At 65.0% G+C, this 15670-nt stretch carries 14 protein-coding genes and 1 tRNA gene; 7 read left to right on the forward strand and 8 right to left on the reverse strand.

Annotated features, from left to right (window positions below):
* Positions 1–203: 203 nt before the first annotated feature.
* From HNS03_RS25035 to HNS03_RS25045, 3 genes are all read right to left on the reverse strand, one after another.
* Positions 204–1058, reverse strand: a complete 855-nt coding sequence (locus HNS03_RS25035; protein WP_367198781.1) for a GNAT family N-acetyltransferase — start codon at positions 1056–1058, stop codon at positions 204–206.
* Between the two features lie 345 nt (positions 1059–1403).
* Positions 1404–1901 carry a CinA family protein gene (locus tag HNS03_RS25040; protein ID WP_367198782.1) on the reverse strand — a complete coding sequence of 166 codons (498 nt, stop codon included), beginning with the start codon at positions 1899–1901 and terminating at the stop codon, positions 1404–1406.
* Positions 1902–1933: 32 nt separating this feature from the next.
* Positions 1934–3127: a bifunctional 2-C-methyl-D-erythritol 4-phosphate cytidylyltransferase/2-C-methyl-D-erythritol 2,4-cyclodiphosphate synthase gene (locus tag HNS03_RS25045; RefSeq protein ID WP_367198783.1), complete on the reverse strand. Its 1194-nt coding sequence runs from the start codon at positions 3125–3127 to the stop codon at positions 1934–1936.
* Positions 3128–3300: 173 nt separating this feature from the next.
* Here HNS03_RS25045 and dusB point away from each other — a divergent pair, with 173 nt between their 5' ends.
* From dusB to HNS03_RS25065, 4 genes are all read left to right on the forward strand, one after another.
* Positions 3301–4323, forward strand: a complete 1023-nt coding sequence (dusB, locus tag HNS03_RS25050) for a tRNA dihydrouridine synthase DusB (RefSeq protein ID WP_367198784.1) — start codon at positions 3301–3303, stop codon at positions 4321–4323.
* Positions 4320–5432: a nitrogen regulation protein NR(II) gene (locus tag HNS03_RS25055; protein WP_367198785.1), complete on the forward strand. Its 1113-nt coding sequence runs from the start codon at positions 4320–4322 to the stop codon at positions 5430–5432. Before dusB ends, HNS03_RS25055 begins: the two co-directional genes overlap by 4 nt.
* Complete coding sequence (gene ntrC, locus HNS03_RS25060; RefSeq protein WP_367198786.1) at positions 5432–6886, forward strand: nitrogen regulation protein NR(I); 1455 nt, start codon at positions 5432–5434, stop codon at positions 6884–6886. The genes HNS03_RS25055 and ntrC overlap by 1 nt, the downstream gene beginning before the upstream one ends.
* 402 nt (positions 6887–7288) lie before the next feature.
* Positions 7289–7981 carry an aspartate/glutamate racemase family protein gene (locus HNS03_RS25065; RefSeq protein ID WP_367198787.1) on the forward strand — a complete coding sequence of 231 codons (693 nt, stop codon included), beginning with the start codon at positions 7289–7291 and terminating at the stop codon, positions 7979–7981.
* A 15-nt stretch (positions 7982–7996) separates the two neighbouring features.
* Here the strand turns inward: HNS03_RS25065 and HNS03_RS25070 are convergent, their stop codons facing one another.
* On the reverse strand, positions 7997–8191 hold the full coding sequence (locus HNS03_RS25070; RefSeq protein WP_367198788.1) for a hypothetical protein: 195 nt from the start codon (positions 8189–8191) through the stop codon (positions 7997–7999).
* Between the two features lie 186 nt (positions 8192–8377).
* Positions 8378–8575: a hypothetical protein gene (locus tag HNS03_RS25075; RefSeq protein ID WP_367198789.1), complete on the reverse strand. Its 198-nt coding sequence runs from the start codon at positions 8573–8575 to the stop codon at positions 8378–8380.
* Between the two features lie 448 nt (positions 8576–9023).
* Here HNS03_RS25075 and cysS point away from each other — a divergent pair, with 448 nt between their 5' ends.
* Positions 9024–10484, forward strand: a complete 1461-nt coding sequence (cysS, locus tag HNS03_RS25080; protein WP_367198790.1) for a cysteine--tRNA ligase — start codon at positions 9024–9026, stop codon at positions 10482–10484.
* Positions 10481–12097, forward strand: a complete 1617-nt coding sequence (gene cimA, locus HNS03_RS25085) for a citramalate synthase (RefSeq protein WP_367198791.1) — start codon at positions 10481–10483, stop codon at positions 12095–12097. Before cysS ends, cimA begins: the two co-directional genes overlap by 4 nt.
* Positions 12098–12151: 54 nt before the next feature.
* On the opposite strand, the gene HNS03_RS25090 is transcribed toward cimA, so the two are convergent.
* Positions 12152–12766: a TIGR00730 family Rossman fold protein gene (locus tag HNS03_RS25090; RefSeq protein ID WP_367198792.1), complete on the reverse strand. Its 615-nt coding sequence runs from the start codon at positions 12764–12766 to the stop codon at positions 12152–12154.
* Positions 12767–13014: 248 nt separating this feature from the next.
* Here HNS03_RS25090 and HNS03_RS25095 point away from each other — a divergent pair, with 248 nt between their 5' ends.
* Entirely contained in the window at positions 13015–14901 is a 1887-nt protein-coding gene (locus tag HNS03_RS25095; RefSeq protein WP_367198793.1) for a LysM peptidoglycan-binding domain-containing protein, read from the forward strand.
* A gap of 243 nt (positions 14902–15144) precedes the next feature.
* Here HNS03_RS25095 and HNS03_RS25100 read toward each other — a convergent pair.
* Both HNS03_RS25100 and HNS03_RS25105 read right to left on the reverse strand, forming a co-directional pair.
* Positions 15145–15218, reverse strand: a tRNA-Cys gene (locus tag HNS03_RS25100).
* 248 nt (positions 15219–15466) lie between these two features.
* Positions 15467–15670 (reverse strand): hypothetical protein (locus tag HNS03_RS25105; RefSeq protein ID WP_367198302.1); only part of this gene is annotated, 204 nt, incomplete at its 5' end.

Below are 15670 nucleotides of genomic sequence, written 5' to 3' on the forward strand. Positions count from 1 at the left end.
AGGGCCAAACTCATCCTCGGTCGCGTCACGACAGACACGACCCGCGGAGTGACGGCCGCCTGACCGCGTCGGGAGGCGTCGCCACGCCTTCCGACGCTCAAGCAAACCACAAATCAAACACACAAGCGGAGGTTGGGGCGGCCGTTGCTTATTACCACAAATTCCGGACGCGAAACCGGTCCCCCACTTTCGGTGGCGTTGCTTTAGCTCGCGTGGCGGCTTGCGTCGGCGCCGTAATAGTTGATGTAGCGTGAGGAAATACCCGACACCGGCAGTACGATGATGACGTCGGTGGTGTTGAATTGGTGGTCCACCACCGCTCCGTCGCCCACGAACGCACCGAGCCGGAGGTAGCCCTTGATCAGCGGCGGCAGCTCATGCAGCGCGGCGCGGGCATCGACAGCTTCCTTGGGGATGCGATTCATTTCGGTGTGGCGCTCCGGGAGTGCGTTTACCCGCCATTCCTCAGGCGCCAGGCAGTTATGGTAGAGGAAGGAGAGCGGCGTGGCGAGCCGGTCGGGGTCGGTCCCCTCCAGGCTGGCGCAGCCGATCATCACATCGATGCCGTGCATCAAAACGTACGACCAGGCGCCGTGCCAGAGCAGTTCCACGGTCCGCTTGTTGCGGTAGGGCTTCAACACGCAGGAGCGGCCGAGCTCGAGGAACTTGAGGTTGGGATGGCGGTCGATCATCGGCTGGATGTCGTACTCGCCAGCCGTATAGAAGCCGCCGTTCATGTCGGCTATTTCCTGGCGCAGCAGGCGGTAGGTGCCGACGATCTGGGGTTTCTTGCGGCGGAACGCCTTCGGCGGCGCCTCGTGATCCAGCACCAGCAGGTGGTCGCAGATCGGATCGTAGGAATCCATATCCCGGCGCGTCGCAAGGACGTTGATGTCCGGGATCGCCGCCATCTCCTCGTAGAAGACGCGGTAGCGGATGTTCTGCGCCTTGCGGACCTCCGCCGCGGACCGGGCGAGGCGAACCTCGAGCGGGCCGAGTTGGCCGAGGCTGGGTGAGGTGCGGTCCCTCGGCGAAAAGCGGCCAGTCGCGAACCGCATGCCGGGAATCCAACGCACCGGACGACCGTAAGGTCGATCGGCAGGAACGAACCGTCTCATTGATGGCTTAGGTGTCATCCGTCTCTTGGCCGCCGGCTTGGCCCCTCCTTGCCGCTCCACTTTTCTGCTTCAGTGGATTGCGGTGCGAAATCCAGCCGTATCCGAACACGTTCGTCGAGTGATCGCGGATCGCCCTTCGAAACATGCGCTCGCCTCTCTGACCGGAACATACGGTTCCTAAACAGCCGTGACAATCGCGAGTTGGCGAAATCGGGGCGCAGGCATGGCGTCGTTTGGACCGAAGCAATCCCCTTAGGGCGCGGTTTTTTGAGAAAACCGGGCCGTTCAGGTCTCTAAAATGGCTTCTATGAGGGAAATGGCTTCCGCGACGCTTTCAAGCCTCACGTCGCTGCGGCCAATGTCGCCAAACCGTTTTTCCCGGTGCAGTGTGGGGCGTCCGGTGCGGGCTGCGGCAAAATGAACGAGGCCGACAGGCTTCTCCTCGCTGCCGCCGCCGGGACCGGCGACTCCGGTGACGGCGATCGTGACATCGGCATTGGAGCGCGCCAGCGCGCCCTTGGCCATGGCGCGGGCGACATCCTCGCTGACGGCGCCGACTTCTTCGATCAGCGCCGCCGGCACGCCCAGAAGGTCGGTCTTGGCGGCATTGGAGTAGGTGACGAAGCCGCGATCCACGACGTCGGAGGAGCCCGGAATCTCCGTTAGTGTCGCGGCGATCAAGCCGCCCGTGCAGGATTCGGCGGTGGCGAGCAGAATGCCCTTGTCGCGACAGCGCGCCAGAAGCTCGGTCGCCGCGGTGTGAAGGGAAGCGCGAATGGTCATCGATGGCTCCGCGGATAGCTGCCGTTGGTCCGTCAATCGGCGGGGAGAGAAAGGGTTGCCGTCGCGTTGGCGGCGATGCCTTCGCGCCGCCCGGTGAAGCCGAGGCCTTCGCTGGTGGTCGCCTTCACGGCGACGCGGGTGAGCGGCAACCCTACGATGTCGGCGATTCGCGCGCGAATCGCGTCGCGATGCGGCCCGACCTTGGGGCGCTCGCAAATCAGCGTCAGGTCCAGATGCAGGATGCGCCCGCCGCGATTGGCCACGCGCTCGGCCGCAAAGGCGAGGAATGCATCGGACGCCGCGCCTTTGAAACTGGGATCGGTCGGCGGGAAGTGCGATCCGATGTCGCCGTCGGCGAGTGCTCCGAAAATGGCATCGGTCAACGCGTGCAGTCCGACATCGGCATCGGAATGGCCGACGAGGCCGCGATCGTGCGCGATTTCGATGCCGCCCAACATCACGGAGGTGCCGGGACCGAATCGGTGGACGTCGAATCCGGATCCGACGCGGACCTCCTCGGCGACGGGATTCGGGGCGAAGGCGCGTCCGGCACCAACGATGTCGGCCGCCGTCGTCAGTTTACGGTTGTTCGGATCGCCGGGAACGATCGCGACCGACAGATCCGCCCACTCGGCGATGCTGGCGTCATCGGTGAAGCGGTCGGAATCGGCGGCGACAGCCTTTCTGTGGGCGGCAAGGAGCGGGGCGTACCGAAAGGCCTGGGGCGTCTGGACCGTATAGAGCCCGTCGCGGGAGACGGTTTCGGCGACATGATCGTCAACGACGCGCTTGACCGTGTCGGTCACCGCGAGCGCGGGGATCGCGCCATCTGCACGCGCGAGCGCGTCGATCAGCCGGCGCACCAGTGCATCGGTGACGAAGGGCCGCACCGCATCGTGGACGAGCACGATATCGGGCGCATCCACGGCGAGCCGCTCCAGCCCCAGCCGCACCGAGGCCTGACGTGAGGCGCCACCCGCCACCGGGGGGAGTAGCTTCGGATGGATGGGGGCAGCCGCCTTGTAGAGCGCTTCGTCGTCGGGATGGGTTGCGACGACCACCGTGTCGATCAACGGGCTTTCCAGAAGCGCGGTCAGGGTCCGGGTCAAAACCGGGGCGCCGCCCAAGGGGCGATACTGTTTCGGCAACGGCGAGCCGGGGGCTGCCGCCCGCACGCCGCGCCCGGCCGCAACGACCACGGCGGCGACCTTCGGTGATGTTTTCAAATGTGTCTGCCCCGGCGTGGTCACAATCCGCTCTTTCCTTGCGCGCTCCCACCATTCGTTTAAGGCGGGAGCCTGTCACCCGACAAGGGTTCCGTCCTCAACAGCCCGCGCTTGCTGTCGGGATAAAAATGTCTACATTGTAGGCAGCATAGCATTATGCGTAGAGAGTAGGCATGCCGGATCCGAGCACCCGAACGCCCCTTTCCGTCGGCGGGTACGCGCTGCCCAATCCCGTAGCGCTCGCGCCGATGTCCGGCGTGAGCGATCTTCCGTTTCGAAGGATTGCCCAAAGAATGGGCGCAGGCCTCGTGTTCTCCGAGATGGTGGCGAGCGACCGCCTCGTCCTCGGCGAGGTCGAGGCGGTCATGAAGGCGGAGTGCGATGGGATCTCGCCGCGCGCGGTTCAGCTCGCCGGTTGCCGCGCCGATCTGCTCGCCGACGCAGCCCGCATGGTCGAGGCGAACGGGGCGGAGATCATCGACATCAACATGGGCTGTCCGGCGAAGCGGGTGGTTGGCGGATTGGCGGGATCAGCACTGATGCGCGATCTCGACCATGCCGTCTCGCTGATTGCGGCCGTGCGGGGCGCGGTTTCGGTTCCTGTCACGGTGAAGATGCGGCTTGGCTGGGACGCGGAAACCATCAACGCGCCGGAGTTGGCACGGCGGGCGGAGGTCGAGGGCGTTGCCCTTGTCACGGTACATGGGCGCACCCGCCAACAATTCTATCGCGGAGAGGCCGACTGGGCCGCGATTCGGCCCGTCGTGGAGGCGGTCTCGATCCCGGTGATCGCCAACGGCGATTGCGCAAGCGTTGCGGATGCCCGCGCGCTGCTGACGCGTTCGGGTGCGGCGGGCGTGATGGTCGGCCGCGCGGCGACCGGAAAGCCCTGGCTGCCCGGCGCGATCGCCCGCGCGCTGACGGAAGGACACGAGGCCGAACAGGCCCCTGACAATTTTGGAGAGATCACCATCGAGCTGTTCGAAACAACGGCCAGCCACTATGGCGGCTTTCTGGGCGTGCGGACCGCGCGCAAACATTTGGCGGCGGCGCTGAACCATGCGGTGGCGTGCGGGTTTGCCGAGGAGCGCCCGGCCTTGCGCAGGGCGATCCTGACGGAGGAGACGCCATCGCGCATCGGGCCGCTTCTATCCCTCTGGTTTTCCGAAGCCTCCAGCGAGGTGGCCGCGGCATGAGCGACCAGCATCCGCTTTCCGAACGCATGCTGGATGCGCTGCCGCATCCGATCGTGCTTCTGGACGCCGAAGACCGAATCGAGGCCGCCAACAGCGCCGCCGAGGTGTTCTTTCAGGCGAGTCTTCCATTCCTCAAACGCATCAAGATTGCCGATCTCGTCCCGTTCGGCAGCCCGCTGTTGGCACTCCTCGTGCAAGTGCGGGCGCGGGGGGGCGCAGTGGCGGAGTACCGTGTCGACCTCTCATCGCCCCGGCTTGGGGCGGATCGGATCGTCGACATTTACGCCGCCCCCATGGCTGAAGAGGCCGACGAGATCGTGGTGATGCTGCAAGAGCGGACAATGGCCGACAAGATGGATCGGCAATTGACCTCCCGAGGGGCTGCGCGAACCGTGACCGGACTCGCCGCGATGCTTGCCCACGAGATCAAGAATCCGCTTTCGGGCATTCGCGGGGCCGCCCAGCTTCTGGAAACCGGCCTTTCGGAAGACGACCGAGTGCTTGCGCGCCTGATCACCGACGAGGCCGACCGGATCGTCAAGCTGGTCGACCGGATGGAGGTGTTTTCCGACGAGCGGCCGATCGCCCGCGAACCCGTCAACATCCACGCGGTTCTGGAGCATGTGAAGCGGCTGACCACCTCGGGCTTCGCGCGCGCTGTCAGGATCGTGGAGGATTACGACCCCTCGCTGCCGCCGGTCTACGCCAACCGCGATCAGCTCATCCAAGTCTTCATCAACCTGGTGAAGAACGCCACCGAGGCGCTGGGCGACGATCCCGACGCCGAGATCGTCCTGTCGACGGCGTTTCGCCCCGGCATTCGGCTGTCGGTTCCCGGCAGCACCGACCGTGTCAGCTTGCCGCTGGAATTCTGCGTGCGCGACAACGGACCCGGCGTGCCGGACGATATCCTGCCGCACCTGTTCGATCCGTTCATCACCACCAAGACGAACGGAACCGGCCTCGGCCTCGCGCTGGTCGCCAAGATCATCGGCGACCATGGCGGCGTGATCGAGTGCGACACGGGCAGCGGGGGAACCACATTTCGCATTCTGATGCCGGCCTTCCTTGAGCGGGATCAGCACGCCGGCACGGACACGGAGCAGTGATGTCCCAAGGTACCATCCTCGTCGCCGATGACGACGCGGCAATCCGCACGGTTCTCAACCAGGCCCTCTCCAGAGTCGGCTACGAGGTGCGGCTGACTTCGAACGCCACCACCTTGTGGAACTGGGTGAGCCAAGGCCAGGGCGATCTGGTGATCACCGACGTGGTGATGCCAGACGAGAACGCCTTCGATCTGATCCCGCGTATCAAGAAGATCCGACCGGATCTGCCGATCGTGGTGATGAGCGCGCAGAACACGTTCATGACGGCGATCAAGGCGTCGGAGCGCGGTGCCTACGAATATCTGCCGAAGCCGTTCGACCTGAAGGAGCTGACGGCGATCGTCGGGCGCGCGCTGGCGGAGCCGAAATCGACGCGGGAGGTCGAGCCGCCGGACGAATCCAGCGAAAAGATCCCGCTGGTCGGACGGTCGCCGGCCATGCAGGACATCTACCGGGTGCTCGCCCGGCTGATGCAGACCGACCTTTCCGTGATGATCGTGGGGGAGTCTGGCACCGGCAAGGAGCTGGTCGCCCGCGCGCTCCACGATTACGGCAAGCGGCGCAAGGGACCGTTCGTCGCTATCAATATGGCGGCGATCCCAAAGGACCTGATCGAGGCGGAGCTGTTCGGCCATGAGAAAGGCGCCTTCACCGGCGCCGCCTCGCGCCATGCCGGCCGCTTCGAACAGGCCGAAGGCGGCACCTTGTTCCTGGACGAGATCGGCGACATGCCGATGGAGGCCCAGACCCGGCTTCTGCGGGTGCTGCAGCAGGGCGAGTATACTACCGTCGGCGGCCGTACTCCGATCAAGACCAACGTGCGGATCGTGGCGGCGACGCACCGCGACCTACGCCAATTGATCCGCCAGGGCCTGTTCCGCGAAGACCTGTTTTTCCGCTTGAACGTGGTGCCGATCCGGATCCCGCCGCTGCGCGAACGGCGCGAGGACATTCCCGATCTGGTCCGGCACTTCTTCGTGGAGATCGAACGGGAAGGGCTGCCGGCCAAGCGGCTGGAGCCCGATGCGCTGGAGCGGTTGCAGGCCTATCGCTGGCCCGGCAATGTGCGCGAGCTGGAAAATCTGGTGCGCAGACTGGCCGCGCTCTACCCCCAGGACGTGATCACGACGGCGCTGATCGAGCACGAGCTCGAACAGGCCGAAACGCCCGTCACCAGCGAAAGCGACGCGCCGGAGTCCCGCGAGGACGAGACGCTGCCGCTCTCCGTGGAGCGGCATCTGAACGCCTATTTCGCAAGCTTCGGCAACCAGCTTCCCCCGCCCGGCCTGTATCACCGGATCATTCGCGACGTGGAGTATCCGCTGATCTCGGCCGCCCTTGCCGCCACCCGCGGCAACCAGATCAAAGCGGCGGAACTCCTCGGCGTGAACCGGAACACGTTGCGCAAGAAGATCCGCGACCTGGACATCCAGCTCATGCGGTGGAATCGCTAGAGCAACGCCAGGAAAAGTGCGAAGCGGTTTGCCGTCCGGAGCCAAAAACTCCGCTCATTCCCGCGAAAGCGGGAATCCATAGTGAATTGGATGCCGTCCTGAATGCGGGAGGTGTCCGCTCGATCGGACCAACCTTCCGGCCACCGAACCTCGTGATCTGAGCATTTATTGTGACGCCCTATGGATTCCCGCTTTCGCGGGAATGGGCGGAGCCAGAATCTGCGCTTGGCGGGTCAACTCTCTTCGCTCCCGTCGGTTCAGGCCGGCATAGGAGCCTGGTTTCACCGTTTTCCGACAGTACACAGCAAAGCACCACCTCACCGCATCCCTAAGACGGCCGGCAGCAGCACCTGGCCTTCGCCGCCGGAGATGCCGCGAACGGTCGCCAGACATGGAGCGCTCATGAAGAAGATCGGCCTGATTGGCGGGCTGAGCTGGGTATCGACGGCCGACTACTACAAGCGCCTCAATCTCCTCACGCAGCAGCGGTTGGGCGGTGTCGCCTCGGCGCGTATCGTGTTGGAAAGCGTCGACCGCCAGCGCTATGTCGAAGCCGTGATCGATCGCCGGGACGAGGGCGCCGCCTGCGCTCAAATCCTGGAAGCGGCTCGGGGTATTGAGCGGGCAGGGGCGGATTTCGCCGTCATCACCTGCAACGACGTGCACCGGTTCGTGCCGGAGATCGCACCGCAGATATCGATCCCCTTTCTCCACATCGCCGAACCGACGGCCGAGGCCATCGTTGAGGCCGGGCTTCGACGGGTCGCCCTTCTTGGCGTCCGCAAGACGATGGAGGGCGATTTCTATCCGGAGATCTTCGCTTCCCACGGGATCGAAACGATCGTGCCCGACGAGGCCGAAAGGGCCTATGTCCATGAGCGGATCTATGAGGAGATGGTGAGGGACGTCTTCACCGATGAGACTCGGGACGGCTATCTGCAGATTATCGCGGCGCTGGCCGAACGCGGGGCCGAAGGGGTCGTGCTTGCCTGCACGGAGATCCCGTTGCTTCTGAGCCCCGACCAGATCCCGATACCGTCCTTCTCAACAACCCAATTGCATTGTCAGGCAGCGGTCGTGCGCGCCAATGTTTGACGACCTCAGTTCGGCTCATCGCATCCCCAGAACCGCCGGCAAGAGCACCGGACCTTCGCCGCAGGAGATGCCGCGCGCATAGCACAACACCTTGTCGTCCAGGATCGAGGGCGTGTCTTTGAACGCGATGGCGGAGACGGCAATCGGTCCGACGAACACGGCTGCCATCAGGGCGCCGGCGGAAACGGCTTGGATCAGGGTGCGGGTCATCGGGCTTCTCCGTATCGAAATCTTGGGCGACGCACCGCGGTGCGTCCTTTCGATCGCGAAGATGGCAAACCGGCACTGAACCGAGCCTGATTGCGGCTTTTAGCCGACGTTCAGGAAGTTTAACGAGGAGGGAAGGGCTGGTTTTTCGGGGGTGTGGAGTTTCGGCGACGACGTCGGCGGAACCGCCTACTGGCGCATCTGCGCCTTCGCCAGCATCTGCCGGTCGGTGCAATCAAGCCCGGTCATGCCGCAGGGCATGCGGTCCGACAGCATGCCCGGATCGCGGCTGAAGCGCTCCGCCCCGGCAAACAGCACCAGCGGTCCAAGCACGAGGACGGCAAGAACAAGCGCGGCGCAGCAGGCTTGAAGAGTAGTCCGCAGCATGGTCGTTCCTTCCGCGACTGGGTTCCCGAAACGGTGGGGCACCTTTGCGTTCTCGTTGACGCCGAAAATGGCTCTCGATCTTTGATGGATCGCAATGTCAGGCGGAGCGCGCGGTGTCGCTCTTGCCCGAAGTGCGTACACGGACCGATCTGGCCAGCCATTTTTGACCAGCGTATGGTTTTCTTGAGATTGCTGGTTTGAGGGTTAAAAACGACTGAATCGGAGTGGCCGTATCTTGCGCCGAACCGTCTTTGCGCGCGTCTCTCAACATCGTGGGCTTGACGCGGACCGCGCAATCGACCAAACGAAGGCCCATGAAGACGTTCGCCGCCACTCTTTGCGGGATCATTATTAACAGCTAGCGCTCGCTGGCTGTGGCCGTCTTCTTCTGCCCAAATGGACAATCGGAAGAGATCGCGGACCCGGCCGGCGACGGAGGGAGACGGGCATGACGCGTGAGACCACGCTTCTGCTCCACAACACGGCGACCCGGCAGAAGGAGCCGTTCCGGCCGATCGATCCGGACAACGTGCGCATGTATGTGTGCGGTCCGACGGTGTACGACCGCGCTCACATCGGCAACGCGCGGCCGTTGATCGTGTTCGATGTCTTGTTCCGGCTCTTGCGCCACCTCTATGGCGCCGCGCACGTGACCTATGTCCGCAACGTCACGGACGTCGACGACAAGATTAATGCGCGTGCCGCCGAGCGCGATATCTCGATCCGCGAATTGACCGAGACCACGCTCGCCGACTTCCGCGAGGACGTCGCCGCGCTCAACTGCCTGCCGCCGACGGTGGAGCCTCGCGCGACCGAGCACATCGACGATATGACCGCGATGATCGAGGCGCTGGTCTCCTCCGGCAACGCCTATGTGGCCGAGGGGCACGTCCTGTTCCATGTCCCCTCGCTGGCCGCCTACGGCAAGCTGTCGGGCCGGTCGATGGATGAAATGCGGGCCGGCGCGCGTGTCGAAGTCGCTCCCTACAAGAAGGATCCGGCCGACTTCGTGCTGTGGAAGCCCTCTGCCGAGGGCGAACCGGGCTGGCCGAGTCCGTGTGGCCTGGAAGGCCACGGGCGGCCGGGCTGGCACATCGAATGCTCCGCGATGGCCGATCGCTTTCTATGGCGGGAGCTGAACGACCGGCTGAGCCAAGAGGCGAGGGCGCGCCCGCATCAGTTCGACATTCATGGCGGCGGCATCGACCTGGTCTTCCCGCATCACGAAAACGAGGTCGCCCAGTCTTGCGCCTGCTTCCACACCGACCGGATGGCGAGCGTATGGATGCACAACGGCTTCCTCCAGGTGGAAGGCGAGAAGATGTCGAAGTCGCTCGGCAACTTCATCACCATTCGCGATCTTCTGTCGGGCGAGGCCTTCGGAGGGCGCTCGTGGCCGGGCGCGGTACTGCGGTTGGCCATGCTCGGGACCGACTATCGCCAGCCGATCGATTGGACCGTGCGTGCGCTTCAGGACGCCGAGACGACGCTCCGGCGATGGGCACGGCGGATTGGCGATGTGTCGCCGACGGGTGAGCCGGACGCGGGTGTCGTGCAGGCGCTCGCCGACGATCTCAACACACCGCGCGCGATCGCCCGCCTGCACGAAATCGCCAAAGCCGCAGGCGAGGATGGACGCTCCGATCCGGATGCGGCTGCGCGCTTAGCCGCTTCGCTCGCTCTGCTTGGGATCGATCCGCATCAAGCCGAAGCGCGCGAGCTGGTTCCGCCGGTTCCCGAGGCGGAGATTGCCGAGCAGATCGCCGCTCGGGCGGCGGCGCGTGCGGCAAAGGATTTTTCCGAGGCCGATCGCATCCGCGACAGCCTTGCGGATCGCGGTATTGTTTTGAAGGACGGCAAGGACCCGGAAACGGGGAAGCCGACCACCACCTGGGAGGTCGCCCGATGAGCGACGCGAAAGAAACCCTCACCCTGTTCGACACCACGTTGCGCGACGGCGCCCAGACCCATGGTCTGAACTTCTCGCTCGCCGAGAAGATCGCCGTCGTCGACATCCTGGAAGAACTCGGGGTCGACTATATCGAGGGCGGCTATCCCGGTGCGAACCCCACCGACACGGCCTTCTTCCAGAGCCCGCGCACCACGCGCGCTCGCTTCACCGCGTTCGGCATGACCAAGCGGGCTGGGCGATCGGTTTCCAACGATCCGGGGCTGGCCACGCTTTTGCAGTCGGCGTCGGATTCGATCTGCTTCGTCGCCAAGTCCTGGGACTATCACGTGCGGGTCGCGCTCGGCATTAGCCTGGAGGAGAACCTGGACGGGATCGCGGAATCCGTCGGCGCCGCCCTAGCCGCCGGCAAGGAGGCCCTGGTCGATTGCGAGCATTTCTTCGACGGCTACGCCGCCGATCCGGATTTTGCGCTCGCTTGCGTGGAGACGGCCTATCGTGCGGGCGCGCGCTGGGTGATCCTGTGCGACACCAACGGCGGCACCATGCCGGATACGATCGAGAGTGTGGTGCGCACCGTCTGCGAGCGCGTGCCGGGCAGCCATATCGGCATCCACGCCCATGACGACACCGGCCACGCGGTGGCCAACTCGCTCGCTGCCGTGCGTGGCGGGGCCCGCCAGATCCAGGGCACCTTGAACGGGATCGGCGAACGCTGCGGCAACGCCAACCTGATCACCTTGATCCCGACGCTGAAGCTGAAGGCGCCCTACAAGGACCTGTTCGAGATCGGCGTCACCGACGATGCTTTGGCGGACATTACTCCGCTCGCGCGCCGGTTTGACGAGCTGCTGAACCGGGCGCCCAACGTCCATGCGCCTTATGTCGGGGCGGCGGCGTTCACCACCAAGGCGGGCATCCATGCCTCCGCGATCGCCAAGGAGCCGGAGACCTACGAGCACATACCGCCGGAAAGCGTCGGCAACCGGCGGCGCGTTCTCGTCTCCGACCAGGCCGGCAAGTCGAACCTGCTCGCCGAGCTGGAGCGCTTCGGCCTGTCGGTGGCGAGCGACGATCCGCGTCTCGACCGACTTCTCGCCGACATCAAGCAGCGCGAGGCGGAAGGCTATGCCTACGAGGCCGCCGATGCCTCGTTCGAGCTGATGGCGCGCCGGGCGCTCGATTCCGTGCCGCGCTTCTTCGACGTGAAGTCGTTCCGGGTCATGGTGGAACGTCGCCACAATGCCATCGGCGAGCTGGTGACGGTGTCGGAAGCGGTGGTGAAGATGGAAGTGGGCGGCCAGTCGGTGATGTCGGTCTCCGAAGGCAACGGTCCTGTCAACGCGCTCGACCTGGCGCTGCGCAAGGATCTCGGCCCCTATCAGGAAGCGATCGCGGACCTGGAGCTTCTGGATTTCAAGGTTCGTATCCTGAACGGCTCGACTGCGGCGACCACCCGCGTTTTGATCGAAAGCGGCGATTCCGTCGGCAATCGCTGGTTCACGATCGGCGTGTCGCCCAACATCGTCGACGCCTCGTTCCAGGCGCTGACGGACTCCATCACTTATCGGCTGATGAAAATGGGTGAGGAGCTGCGGGTCGCAGCGGAGTAGCGGACGATACCCTTGTCATGATTTCGGGTCGTTGCGGCCCGAAATCGGAAGGCGCTACAGCCGCTCGATGGTGGCGTCGTCGCCTTCTGTCTGACCGCCTTTCAGCGTTTCGCGGCGGGCGACCGCCTCGCGCAGGCGGGGGACGATATCGGTCACCCGATCGACCACCACGAAGGCGACGTCGAGGCCGGGACGCAGGAAGGCCTCCTGGCGCATGTGCTCGAACAGGTCGATCAGCGGGTCCCAGAACCGGTTCACATTGGCCAGCAGAATCGGCTTTTCGTGCTGGCCGAGCTGAGACCAGGTCATCATTTCGACGACCTCTTCCAGGGTTCCGATCCCGCCGGGCAGGGCGACGAATGCGTCGGCGCGCTCGAACATGGTCCGCTTGCGCTCGTGCATGTCGCCGGTCGTGATCAACTCGGTGACGTCGTTGAGCATCACCTCGCGGTCCTTGAGGAACTGCGGGATCACGCCGGTGACCTTGCCGCCGGCCGTCAGCGTCGACAGGGCAAGCGTGCCCATCAAGCCGACCGACCCGCCGCCATAGACGAGTTCGATGCCTTCGTCGGCCAACGACCGGCCGAACTCCGATGCGGCGGCCTCATAGGCGGGATTGATCCCATGTCCCGAGCCGCAATAGACGCATACGCTTTTCAAGGTTGCCATAGGCTTGCATGTGGCAGGCATGCCGCAGCGCGTCAAGAATGCCCCTCAGCTTTCGTCGAGAGGGCGCACCACGTGTTGTTTGGCGCGGTTTTCGGCGCTACGAGGGCAATAGAGATCATATCTCACGTTGTAATCCAGTCGCGTACGGTTTGAATCGTCACCAATCGGCCCAGCCCGATTCGCAGTCGGCGGGCATGCCAGCAGGAGCCGGCAGCGGGATCTGCCCGCCACGCGCCGGAGCGATAGAGATGAGTTCACGAGCGACAACCGGCGCCGTCTTGTTTGTGATTGCCGTGGGGGCAATCGGTGCGTATTCCGCCTATCGCGCCGAACGACGCTCGGACGAACCGGTCACCGCTGCCGCACCGAAGCCGGCGGGTGACGCGAAGACCGCAGTGACTGCGCCGGAGGCCGGTGGCGCGCCAGCCGCGACGTCCGCATCTGGCGGGGAAACCAGCTCCGGATCCGCGTCCGGACCGACCGCCGAGACGGCTGACGCATCTCAGCCGGCGACGAACGAAGCCGCCTCGCAGCTCGGCGCGGAAAAGCCCGCTCCGTCGGTTGCGACCACCAGCGGGAGGACGACTGCGTCGTCCGAAGCGAGCGCACCGGCGGGGCAGGCATCCGGTGCCACTTCGCAGGCCGGTTCCAACGTCCAGAACAGGACAACGTCGGCATCTTCGGTAACACCGACCAAGAGCGATACCACATCGGCCGCAGGCCAGGACGATGCGACCGCCGACACCGAGACCCGGACGGTCGAGAGCATCGAACTGGAGACCCCGACCTATGACGTGGTGCGGGTCGAGCCATCGGGAGATGCGGTGATTGCCGGGCGGGCGAGCCCGGGCGCGACGGTCGAACTGCGCGCCAACGGCACGGCGATCGCGTCGGCCACCACCAACACGGCCGGCGAATGGGTCATCGTGCTCGATAAGCCGCTTCCGCCGGGCGATTACGATCTCGCGCTCCACAGCAGTCACCCGAACGGGAAGGCGCCTGCGACCTCGAGCGATCGGCTCGCCGTCTCGATCCCACAAAACGGCACCGAAACGCCGCTGGTGGCGCTCTCGCGCGCGGATGGTCCGGTGGAGGTCTTACAGAAGCCGGACGAGCAGACTGCCATAGCGTCTGCCTCCAAGGCTCCGGCCACGACCGAGGTCGCGTCCAATGCGGCCGCCTCGGGCAGCAGCGGAACGTCTGCCGCAGAGACCACAACGGCCGCCGCGCCGACTGGCCCGGCCTCTTCGCAGGGCTCGGCTGCATCCGATACGGCGGACGCTGAGGCGGCCGGCGGCAAAATGGCGGCTTCGTCCGATGCGAGCGAGGGCGGGGACACAGTCATTGCGAACCTCGTCGTGCGCGAGGAGACGATGACGGTGCCACGCGAGCCGTCGGAGGCAACCGTTGCGCAGGATTCGACACCCGCGGCGAAGACTGGCGCCGCCGATGCGCCGGCTGCGGCCGAGACCGCGGCTTCCTCGGAGAATGTGTCCGACAATGCGCTGACTGGAACCGGTGGCAACGCGGAAATCGCCTATGCGCGCGATGCGGCGCAGAAGGACACCCTGCAGGCACCCAAGGTGCCGGTGACCATCGATAGCGCCGAGGTCTCCAAGGAGAACCAATTCGTGGTTCAGGGCACGAGCGAGCCTGGGGCGACGATCTGGCTCTATCTGAACCAGGACTTCGTGGGGGCCGTACGCGCTGATGGCGACGGCCACTGGACGTTCCAGACCGCGATGGACATCACGCCCGGAACCTACAGCATCCGCGCCGACCAGGTCCGCAACATGGAGGGCGCGGTGACGGCGCGGGCCGAAGTGCCGTTCGGTTATCGGACGGACGAAGCGGCTGCGCCGGCCCCCGAAATGGGCAGCCGGGATGCCCCGGCAAGCGACGGCCCACAGCTCGAGGTGCTGGATTCCAATGAGGACGGTGTGCGGGTTCTGGTGCGCCGGGGCGATGCGCTTTGGACCATTGCGCGCAATTTCTACGGCGATGGCTTCCGCTACACCACGATCTATCAGGCCAACGACCGCCAGATTCGCGATCCGAACCTGATCTATCCGGGGCAGGTGTTCGTTCTGCCGGGGCTGACGGAAGAGCAGGTTCGGGCGGCCCAGGGCGGATAGTGCGTCTCCTGGCGAACTGGAAAGCGTTTCTCCGTCCGGGAGCATACCAGAACAGTGGGCTGGGCCGGTCCGGGAGCCAGTGAAAGGCGAAACGGGTCGTGGCCCAGGCGCTTTGCGCGCTCAGCCGGGCTGACCGGTGCTTGATTCCGATCCTCATGGCCGGCACGCCTGCGTCGCTTGAGCCTGTGGCCCGGACTCAATGCCGCGCGCTCGAAATAAGCAAAGTCAGGATTGGGGAGGGGGTGGAGGCGACGGCCGGAATCGAACCGGCGTACACGGATTTGCAGTCCGCTGCGTAACCACTCCGCCACGTCGCCACATGGCCTGGATACCTATTGGGGTTCAGTGTCTTGTTCAAGCCGGAATGGACGGCATCCCCGATTTTTTGAACGCTTCTCGACGCTGCGTTTTAAACTCTGTTCCCGCTGGTGGCGGTTCGGCCGCGTCGCACAATCGGGCCGATAGGCGAAAAGAAAGCCGGCAGCCTCATGTCTGCCGGCATCTCATTCCGCGTTAGACTTCGGATCATGCGTTCGGCTCTGGTCGGAGCCGAACGCCCTCCTCTTTAGAATTCGATGGTGAGTCGTCCCTGTGCGGCGTTGTCGGTGACGCCGGATCCGAACTGGCCATCGTAGGAGACGCCGAGGCTGACGCCGGCGATGCCCATCTGTGGCTGGGCGCCGAGGTCGAGTTCCAGGCCGGCGCCGACAAGCGCCACGTCCTCGCCGAGCGGAACGCCCGCCACCGTGAACGGCGCGCCGCCAGCGAA

This window comes from Amorphus sp. 3PC139-8 (assembly GCF_040750475.1).
Classification (GTDB): domain Bacteria; phylum Pseudomonadota; class Alphaproteobacteria; order Rhizobiales; family Amorphaceae; genus Amorphus.

Excerpts from the sequence above, each read along its gene's own strand:
- HNS03_RS25035 (WP_367198781.1), bottom strand. The coding sequence starts at position 1,058 with ATGCGGTTCGCGACTGGCCGCTTTTCGCCGAGGGACCGCACCTCACCC.
- HNS03_RS25040 (WP_367198782.1), bottom strand. The coding sequence starts at position 1,901 with ATGACCATTCGCGCTTCCCTTCACACCGCGGCGACCGAGCTTCTGGCG.
- dusB (WP_367198784.1), top strand. The coding sequence starts at position 3,301 with ATGCCGGATCCGAGCACCCGAACGCCCCTTTCCGTCGGCGGGTACGCG.
- HNS03_RS25055 (WP_367198785.1), top strand. The coding sequence starts at position 4,320 with ATGAGCGACCAGCATCCGCTTTCCGAACGCATGCTGGATGCGCTGCCG.
- ntrC (WP_367198786.1), top strand. The coding sequence starts at position 5,432 with ATGTCCCAAGGTACCATCCTCGTCGCCGATGACGACGCGGCAATCCGC.
- HNS03_RS25065 (WP_367198787.1), top strand. The coding sequence starts at position 7,289 with ATGAAGAAGATCGGCCTGATTGGCGGGCTGAGCTGGGTATCGACGGCC.
- HNS03_RS25070 (WP_367198788.1), bottom strand. The coding sequence starts at position 8,191 with ATGACCCGCACCCTGATCCAAGCCGTTTCCGCCGGCGCCCTGATGGCA.
- HNS03_RS25075 (WP_367198789.1), bottom strand. The coding sequence starts at position 8,575 with ATGCTGCGGACTACTCTTCAAGCCTGCTGCGCCGCGCTTGTTCTTGCC.
- cysS (WP_367198790.1), top strand. The coding sequence starts at position 9,024 with ATGACGCGTGAGACCACGCTTCTGCTCCACAACACGGCGACCCGGCAG.
- cimA (WP_367198791.1), top strand. The coding sequence starts at position 10,481 with ATGAGCGACGCGAAAGAAACCCTCACCCTGTTCGACACCACGTTGCGC.
- HNS03_RS25090 (WP_367198792.1), bottom strand. The coding sequence starts at position 12,766 with ATGGCAACCTTGAAAAGCGTATGCGTCTATTGCGGCTCGGGACATGGG.
- HNS03_RS25095 (WP_367198793.1), top strand. The coding sequence starts at position 13,015 with ATGAGTTCACGAGCGACAACCGGCGCCGTCTTGTTTGTGATTGCCGTG.